This window comes from Streptomyces sp. 13-12-16 (assembly GCF_002114215.1).
GTDB lineage: Bacteria > Actinomycetota > Actinomycetes > Streptomycetales > Streptomycetaceae > Streptomyces.
In genome coordinates this window covers 1-8,392 of the sequence record NZ_NCTE01000728.1, presented here as the reverse complement: position 1 = coordinate 8,392, position 8,392 = coordinate 1, and the positions used below count along the sequence as shown (strand labels likewise).

Sequence of the window (8,392 nt, the reverse complement as noted above, 5' to 3'; positions counted from 1 at the left end):
CCGGCGTGTGCCGCCGTGCGCCCCGCGGGGCCCGGCTCCGTGCCCGCGGCGGTGCCCGGCGCCGCGGTTATTCTTCCGGGCATGACCACCACTCAGCCCGTCCAGGACTACGCCTCCTACATCGCTTCCCTCCCCCGTGTCCTCGCCGGCTCCGCCGCGCTCTTCCGGGACGAGGAGGGGAGGGTGCTGCTCGTCGAGCCGAACTACCGGGAGGGGTGGGCGCTGCCCGGCGGGACGATCGAGTCGGACGACGGGGAGAGCCCGCGCGAGGGGGCGCGGCGGGAGACGGCCGAGGAGATCGGGCTGGACCGGGAGCTGGGACGGCTGCTGGCGGTGGACTGGGTGCGGGGGCCGGGACGGCCGCCGGTGGTGGCGTACCTGTACGACGGCGGCGTGCTCGGCGCGGACGACTTCGCGGCGATCCGGTTGCAGGAGTCGGAGTTGCTGTCCTGGCGGCTGGTGCCGCGCGGGGAGCTGACCGAGTACCTCCACGGTTCCCTGGGACGCCGGGTGACGGCCGCGCTGGACGTCCTCGCCGACGGTTCGGGCACCGCGGAGCTGGAGGACGGGTACCGGGTGCGCTGAACCCGAGCCCGGCCTTTTATCCGCTCGCCGCACCGGCGCTCCGCGGCCTACCCTCGGCCGCATGAGCAAGCCCCTCGTCGCCCTCCTCACCGGTGCCGGTGTCAGCACGGATTCCGGTATCCCGGACTACCGCGGGCCGAACGGACTGTGGCGCCGCGATCCCGAGGCCGAGAAGCTGGTGACGTACGAGTACTACATGGGCGACCCGGAGATCCGCCGCCGCTCCTGGCGGATGCGGCGGGAGAACTTCGCCTCCGCCGTCGAGCCGAACGGCGCGCACCGCGCCGTGGTCGAGCTGGAGCGCTCCGGGGTGCCGGTGCGGGTGATCACGCAGAACGTGGACGGGTTGCACCAGCTCGCCGGCATGCCGGACCGCAAGGTGCTCGAGCTCCACGGCACCGTACGGAGCGTGGTGTGCACCAGGTGTCACGCTCGCAGCGCGATGGTGGACGCCCTCGCCCGCGTCGAGGCCGGTGAGGACGATCCGCCGTGCCTGGACTGCGGCGGAGTCCTCAAGCCGGCGACGGTGATGTTCGGCGAGCACCTCGATCCCGTGGTGCTGGGCGAGGCGGCGGCGATCAGCAAGGCGTGCACCGTCTTCATCGCCGTGGGCACCAGCCTCCAGGTCCACCCCGCCGCCGGGCTCGCGGAGGTGGCCGCCGGCCACGGGGCCCGCCTGATCATCGTCAACGCGGAGCCGACCCCGTACGACGATCTCGCCGACGAGGTGGTCCGCGAGCCGATCGGCACCTCGCTGCCCGGACTGCTGCACCGGATCGCCGCCTAGAACAAGGCGGCTTCGCGTTCGAAGTCCAGCAGGCGCTGTTTCCGCTCCAGGCCGCCGCCGTATCCGGTGAGGCCGCCGCCCGCGCCGATGACGCGGTGGCAGGGGACGATGATGCCGACCGGGTTGCGGCCGTTGGCGAGGCCGACCGCGCGGGAGGCCTTCGGGTTGCCGAGGGCGTCGGCGAGTTGGCCGTAGGTGCGGGTCTCGCCGTACGGGATGCGGGTCAGCCGGTCCCAGACGCGGCGCTGGAACGGGGTGCCGTGCAGGCGCAGTTCGAGGGTGAACTCCTTCAGATCGCCCGTGAAGTACGCCGAGAGCTGCTCCCGCGCCTCGGCGAAGGGGGTGTCGTCGGGGACGCCGAAGGTCTCCTCCGGTGGGCGGTGGCGCTGGTCGGTCATGTAGAGGCCGCACAGGACGCCGTCGTCGGCGACGAGCGTCAGCGGGCCGTAGGGGCTGTCGGTCACGGTGTACTGCTTCATCGGCTGGGGGGTCCCTGTTCTCTTCACACCGGCAGGAAGTTGATGGGGTGGCTGTCCGTCGCCCACAGGTACTGGACCGCGTACGCCCGCCAGGGCCGCCAGGCCGCCGCGCGTGCGGTGAGGGCGGCCGGGGTGGAGGGCAGGCCCAGTTCGCGGGCGGCGCGGCGGATGCCGAGGTCGGTGGGGAGGAAGGCGTCGGGGTCGCCGAGCGCCCGCATGGCGATGACGTCGGCCGTCCAGGGGCCGAAGCCGGGGAGGGCGAGGAGTTCCGCGCGGGTTTCGGGCCAGTCGCTCTCGGCGCCCAGGTGGAGGTCGCCGTCGGCGAGCCGGCGTACGAGGGTGGTGAAGGTGGTGCGGCGGGTGCGGGGCATGGCGAGGGTCTCGGGGTCGAGCCCGGCCAGTTCCCCGGGGGACGGGAAGAGGTGGGTGAGACCGCCCTCGGGATCGTCCACGGGGGTGCCGTGCGCGGTGACCAGGCGGGCCGCGTGGGTACGGGCGGCGGCCGTGGAGACCTGCTGGCCGAGGACGGCCCGGACGGCGAACTCGGCCGCGTCGACCGTGCGCGGCACGCGGCGGCCGGGTGCCTTGTCGACGAGGGGCGCGAGGACCGGGTCCGCGCGCAGTTGCCCGTCGACGGCGACCGGGTCGGCGTCCAGGTCGAGCAGGCGGCGGCAGCGGCTGATGGCGACGGTGAGGTCGCGGGGGTCACCGAGGGTGAGGCGGCAGGCGATGTGGTCGGGGTGCGGGGTGAGCGCCACGATGCCGTGCCCGTACGGCAGCCGCAGGGTGCGCCGGTAGGCGCCGTCCCTCCACTCCTCCACGCCCGGTACGGCGGTGGCGGCGAGGTGGCCGAAGAGGTTGTCGGGGTTGAGCGGGGCCCGGAACGGCAGGCGCAGCGACAGCACTCCGGGGGTGGCGCGGGAGGTGTTCCCCGGCGCCCGGGTGCGCAGTTCGCCCGGGGCGAGTGCGTAGACCTCGCGGACGGTGTCGTTGAAGGTGCGGACGGAGGAGAAACCGGCCGCGAAGGCGATCTCCGCCATCGGCAGTGCCGTGGTCTCGATGAGCAGCCGCGCGGTCTGGGCGCGCTGGGCGCGGGCGAGCGCGAGGGGGCCCGCGCCCAGCTCGGCGCGGAGCTGGCGTTCGACCTGCCGGGTGCTGTAGCCGAGCCGGGCGGCGAGACCGGTGACGCCTTCGCGGTCCACGACGCCGTCGGCGATCAGGCGCATGGCGCGGGCCACCGCGTCGGCCCGCTGGTTCCACTCCGGTGAGCCGGGGCTGGTGTCGGGCCGGCAGCGTTTGCAGGCCCGGAACCCGGCCTGCTGGCAGGCCGCCGCGCTCGGGTGGAAGACCATGTTCTCGGCCTTGGGCGGGACCACCGGGCAGCTCGGCCGGCAGTAGATGCCGGTGGTGAGGACGGCGGTGAAGAACCAGCCGTCGAACCGCGCGTCCTTCGACCGCACGGCGCGCACGCAGCGCTCGGTGTCGGTGTGCATCCCCTTCTGCATGTCTCAAGGATCGGGCACGTCCGGCGCCCCGGTCTGGCGGGAATCCGACATCGACGTCAGGTGTCCTGGGGCTGTCCGGATCGCCATGCCGACGCGCGGAGCAGCCGCAGCCCGTTCAGGCCGACCAGCACGGCGGAGCCCCCGTGGCCGGCGACGCCGAGCGGGAGGTGGGCATGGAGCAGTCGGCCTGCTCGCACCGGTTGCGGCTGCTGCGCAACCCGGGCCTGGTGGTCGGCGAGCGCCGGGGGCGTTCCGTGGTGTACGCGCTGCACGACGACCATGTCGCCGGGCTGCTCGACCAGGCCGTCCACCACGTGGAGCACCCGCGGCCGGGGATCAGCGACGCCGCGGGGTGAGCAGTTCCCGCATGGTCTCGGCGGCGCGTACGGCGGCGTCCGCGCAGCAGTTGTTGAACAGCACGTGCAGTTCGTCCGTCCGCTCCGCCGCGCGTCGCAGCCGGGGCACCCAGGCGGCGAGTTCGGTCACGTCGTAGTCGTGGCGGAAGCGGTCCTCCTTGCTGCCCCTCCCCCAGGCCCTGCTGCGGCCGTGGAACCGTACGACGGCGAGGGCGGGGCGGCTGACGGGCGCGACGGGCGGCAGGGAGCCGGTGAGCCCCTGGGCCATGTCCACGCCGACGGCCGTCGCGCTCAGCCCGGAGAGCAGCGCGAGGGTGTCCTCGGCCCGCTCCGCCTCCCACCACCCCGGGTGCCGGAACTCGACGGCGAGCGGCCAGCCGGCCGTGCGCCGCGCGCACTCCTCCAGCGTCCGCTCGGCCCGGGTCCCGGGCGCGAACCGGGGCGGGAACTGGAACAGCACGGTGCCCAGCCGCCCGGCCTCGCGCAGCGGCCCGACCGCCTCCGCGAACCTCTCCCACACCTCGTCCAGCAGGGCGCCGTCCACCGGCCGGTTCCGCAGGTCGGCGGGGAGCGCCTCCGGCCGGGTGGGGTGGCCGGTCAGCAGCGAGAAGGCCTTGACGTCGAAGCGGAAGCCGTCCGGCGTGCGCTCCACCCACAGCTCGCTGTTGCGGCGTCGGGGCAGCGCGTAGTAACCGGAGTCCACCTCGACGACGGGCAGCCTGGAGGCGTAGTGCCGCAGCCGCCCCTCGGCGTCCCGACGCCCGCTCGGATACCAGCCGCTCGCCACGAGCATGCGGTCCGTCCACGAACAGGCCCCGACCAGAATGTCACCCATGGGAGCCCGGGTACCCCGGGCTCCCATGGGTGTGTCCCCTACTCGGTCGCCGTGGGCCGGCGTGAGGCCGCCATCGCCTCGTCCACGTCCGTGAGCGGGCGCAGCCGGTAGGTGTACGCGTGATCCCGGTCGGCGAAGAGCTTGAACTCGTCGTGGGTGTGCGCGCCCCAGCTGTTGTCGCCGCCGACGCCCATCTGACGGTGGTTGACCCGCAGCACGACCGCGTCCCGCGGGGTCAGCTGGTAGTCGTGCCGGACGCCGGCCGACAGGTCCTCCGGGGTGAAGTGCGAGGCGTTGACCTCCAGGAGGGGCTCGCCCGACACCAGCAGGCCGCGGCCCCTGCCGTCGGTCAGGGCGGCCCAGCGGACGTCGGTCTTGTTGCCGTTCTCCTGCGGGCGGATGTAGGGGGTCCACTGTTCGGCCACGGTGGACGTGTAACGGCCCACGTCGGTGCCGGTGTTGCGGTCCCAGTGGTTCTCCTCGGGGCCACGGCCGTAGTAGTGCAGACGGTCCAGGCGGCGCGGCAGGAACAGCAGTGTGCCGACCTCCGGGATGTACGGCAGGTTCGGCGCGCCCGGGTGGAGGGTGTTGTCGACCTTGATCTCACCGTTGCCGAACACCGTGTAGGTGGTGGTGTACGTCGACTCGGTGGTGGTCGGCAGTGTGCCGCCGACCGTGATCTCGACGGCCCGCTCACCGAGGGCCCGTACGGTGACGCCGGTGACCTTCCGCCGTGCGCCGGCGTCGCGCCAGGTCCGGTTGCGGGTGTGCTGGCCGTTGCCGTGGTCGTTGTCGGTGGGCGCCCGCCAGAAGTTGGGCACCGGCCCGGAGGTGATCAGGCGGGTGCCCTCCGCCTCGTAGGAGGTGATGGTGCCACTGCTCCTGTCGACGGTGACCGAGAAGCCCCTGCCGGTGATCTCGATGTCCTTCTCCCCGTCCTCGTACCGCAGCACCGGGACGCTCTCCAGCGGTACGGGGGTCACGGCCGGGCTCCGGGCGTCGAGCGGGAGCTGCTGCCGGGCCACCTCGAATCCGGCCCCGGCCCACTTCGTGGACTCCCTGGTGGTGAAGGAGAGCTGGAGGAAGTACTCCGTGCCCGGGTCCGGGTCCTTCGGCAGGCGTACGGGCAGGGTGATGTCCTTGTCGGACCCCGGCGGCACGTCGAGCTGGTCCCGGGTCAGCCTTCCGCGCCGTACGACCTCGCCGTCGGCGACGAGTTCCCAATGGCCGTCGAACTCGCGGACGTTGGTGAACAGGTACTCGTTGGTGAGGGTGACGGCACCGGGGTCGCCGTCGTCGGAGGTGCGGGCGGCGTCGATCGCCTGGTGGACGCGTTTGATCTCGGCGGCCTTGCCGGTGTGACCGCGGTCGGCGGTGACGATGCCGTCCGCGACGAAGGCGCCGTCGTTGGGGTTGTCGCCCCAGTCGCCGCCGTAGGCGAGGAACCTCTTCTCCTCGGGCCGCTTCTTCCTCACCTCGACGGTGGCGGCGTCGAACCAGAACCGCACACCGTCGTCACCGGGTCCCCGGTCGTCCGAGGCCAGTTCGGCGGCGGTGAGGGCGCGTGCGTAGACGCGGGCGCGGCGGACGGTGCCGCTGAACTCGCGGGTCTGGTTGTCGGCGTCGGACGCGAGGGCGAGCGGCGCGGTGTTGTTGTCGGGGCGCCGGGTGGTGGTCCTGGTGCCCCTCACCGCCCCGTCGGCGTACAGGGTCAGCGTGCCGGCGTCCGCGTCGAAGACGCCCGCGACGTGGTGTTCGCGGCCGGTCCAGTCGTCCGGCAGCGCCCAGCTCGCGGTGATCCACTGGCCGCCGCCGTGGATGAAGAACTCCAGGGTGTCACCGGTCTGTTTGAGCGCGTACTGGGTGTCGCCCTTGGCGAGGATGGGCTGGTGGTATCCCGTGTACCGCGGAGTGACCCACGCCTCCAGGGTCAGGGAGCCGGTGAGGTCGAGGCTGTCGTCGCGTTCGAAGAGCGTGATGCCGGACAGGCCCTTGTCCCGGTCGAGGCCCCCGCGGGTGGCGAGGATCTCGCCGCGCAGGCCGGCCGGCCCGGACTCGGTGAGCAGGGTGCGGGCGGGGACGGGTGTGTAGAGGGACTGGTCGGCGAAGTCCCAGATCCAGCCGCCCTGGAGGACGTCGTGGCGGCGGACGACGTCCCAGTACTTCTTGAAGTTGCCGTTGGAGTTACCCATCGCGTGGGAGTACTCGATCATGACGTAGGGCCGGGTGTCGGCGGTGTCCGCGGCACGCTGCTCGACGCGTGAGGGGCTCTCGTACATCCTGGAGCGGATGTCGCTGATTTCCGGCCGGTCGTCGCCCTCGTACTGGATGACGCGGGTGGGGTCGTAGGAGCGGATCCAGTCGTGCATGGCGGTGAAGGTGGAGCCGCCGCCGGCCTCGTTGCCGAGCGACCAGATGACCACCGAGGGGTGGTTCTTGTCGCGGTGGACCATGTTCTGGGCGCGGGCGACGCAGGCCGCCGTCCACTCCGGGTGGTCGCCCGGGTACTCGGAACGGATGCCGTGGGTCTCGAGGTTGGTCTCGTCGACGAGGTAGAGGCCGTACTCGTCGGCGAGTTCGTACCACAGCGGGTTGTCGGGGTAGTGCGAGGTGCGGACGGAGTTCATGTTCATCCGCTTGATGAGGGTGATGTCCTCGACCAGGTCCTCGCGGGTGAGGGCCGTGCCGCGGGACGGGTGCATCTCGTGGCGGTTGGTGCCGCGGAAGGAGACGGGTCTGCCGTTGATCCGCATCAGCCCGTCCTTGATGGCGAACTCGCGGAACCCGACGCGGTGGGACAGGGTTTCGACCACCTTGCCCGCCGGGTCGCGGAGTCTGAGTACGGCCGTGTAGAGGTCCGGGTGCTCGGCCGACCACAGCCGGGGCCGGGTCACGGCCTTCGAGGCCCGTACGGTGACGTCCTCCCCGGCGCCTGCCGTAGCGAGGTCGGCGGTCTGCTCCAGCGGACGGGGCCAGACGGCGTGGCCGCGGGCGTCGTACAACTGGGTCTCGACGGTGTAGCGGCCCGACTCGCCGCCACCGTACGCCCGTACGCTCGCGGTGACCGCCAACTCGCCCTGTGTGTAAGTGTCGTTCAGCGGGGTGTCCAGCTTGAAGTCGCGCAGGTGCACGGGCGGGGTGGAGTACAGGTGGACCGAGCGGAAGATGCCGCTCAGCCGGATCATGTCCTGGTCCTCCAGCCAGTCGCCGTCGGCGTAGCGGTACACCTCGACGGCGATCTGGTTGGTGCCGGGCCCGATGTGGTCGGTGATGTCGTACTCGGACGGGGTGTAGGAGTCCTCGTCGTAGCCGACGAGTTCGCCGTTGATCCACACGTAGTGGGCGGACTTGACGCCCTCGAAGTGGAGGAAGGTGCGGCGTCCCTTCCAGTCGCGCGGGACGGTGAAGGTGCGCCGGTACTGGCCGACCGGGTTGTAGCGGGTCGGGGCCGCGGGCGGCTGCGGCTCCTCGCCGCGGCCGTTGGGGCCCCAGTACGGGTAGGTGATGTTCAGGTAGACCGGGAAGTCGTGGCCGTGCAGTTGCCACACGGACGGGACCGGGATGGTGTCCCAGTCGGCGTCGTCGGTGTCGGTGCGGTGGAAGTCGGCGTCCCGGTCCTCGGGGCGGTCGGCGTAGGCGAACTTCCAGGTGCCGTCGAGGCTCTGCCGGTAGGGCGAGCGGGTCCGGTCGGCGGCGAGGGCCTGGCGCACGTCCGCGTACGGCATGAGCGTGGTGTGCGGCGGCTGGGTGCCGAGCCGGAAGACGCCGAAGTCGTTCCACTCCGGGGGCGCGTCGGCCGCCGCCCGCCGGCCGGCCGCGTGCGCGGCGCCGGGCGACGCGGACAG

At 72.6% G+C, this 8,392-nt stretch carries 6 protein-coding genes and 1 pseudogene; 3 read left to right on the top strand and 4 right to left on the bottom strand.

From position 1 onward, the window contains the following. The first annotated feature begins 81 nt into the window (after positions 1-81). Together B7767_RS27305 and B7767_RS27300 are read left to right on the top strand one after the other, a co-directional pair. A complete protein-coding gene (locus tag B7767_RS27305; RefSeq protein ID WP_085574505.1) occupies positions 82-585 on the top strand; it encodes an NUDIX hydrolase in 504 nt (167 codons plus the stop codon). Between the two features lie 61 nt (positions 586-646). Next, positions 647-1,372, top strand: a complete 726-nt coding sequence (locus B7767_RS27300) for a Sir2 family NAD-dependent protein deacetylase (protein WP_085574504.1) — start codon at positions 647-649, stop codon at positions 1,370-1,372. Here the strand turns inward: B7767_RS27300 and B7767_RS27295 are convergent. Both B7767_RS27295 and B7767_RS27290 read right to left on the bottom strand, forming a co-directional pair. After that, positions 1,369-1,851 carry a methylated-DNA--[protein]-cysteine S-methyltransferase gene (locus B7767_RS27295; protein WP_085574503.1) on the bottom strand — a complete coding sequence of 161 codons (483 nt, stop codon included), beginning with the start codon at positions 1,849-1,851 and terminating at the stop codon, positions 1,369-1,371. The two genes, B7767_RS27300 and B7767_RS27295, sit on opposite strands and share 4 nt — an antisense overlap. A 23-nt stretch (positions 1,852-1,874) precedes the next feature. Beyond that, a complete protein-coding gene (locus B7767_RS27290) occupies positions 1,875-3,356 on the bottom strand; it encodes an AlkA N-terminal domain-containing protein (protein WP_306297999.1) in 1,482 nt (493 codons plus the stop codon). A 161-nt stretch (positions 3,357-3,517) separates the two neighbouring features. Between B7767_RS27290 and B7767_RS27285 the strand changes: the two are divergent. Next, positions 3,518-3,712: pseudogene (locus B7767_RS27285) on the top strand (ArsR/SmtB family transcription factor); the annotation flags it as partial. Here B7767_RS27285 and B7767_RS27280 read toward each other — a convergent pair. Continuing rightward, positions 3,693-4,547, bottom strand: coding sequence for a DUF72 domain-containing protein (locus B7767_RS27280; RefSeq protein WP_085574502.1), 855 nt, complete (start codon positions 4,545-4,547; stop codon positions 3,693-3,695). The pseudogene B7767_RS27285 and the gene B7767_RS27280 overlap by 20 nt on opposite strands. 38 nt (positions 4,548-4,585) lie before the next feature. Further along, positions 4,586-8,392 (bottom strand): glycoside hydrolase family 2 TIM barrel-domain containing protein (locus B7767_RS27275; RefSeq protein WP_107486355.1); only part of this gene is annotated, 3,807 nt, incomplete at its 5' end.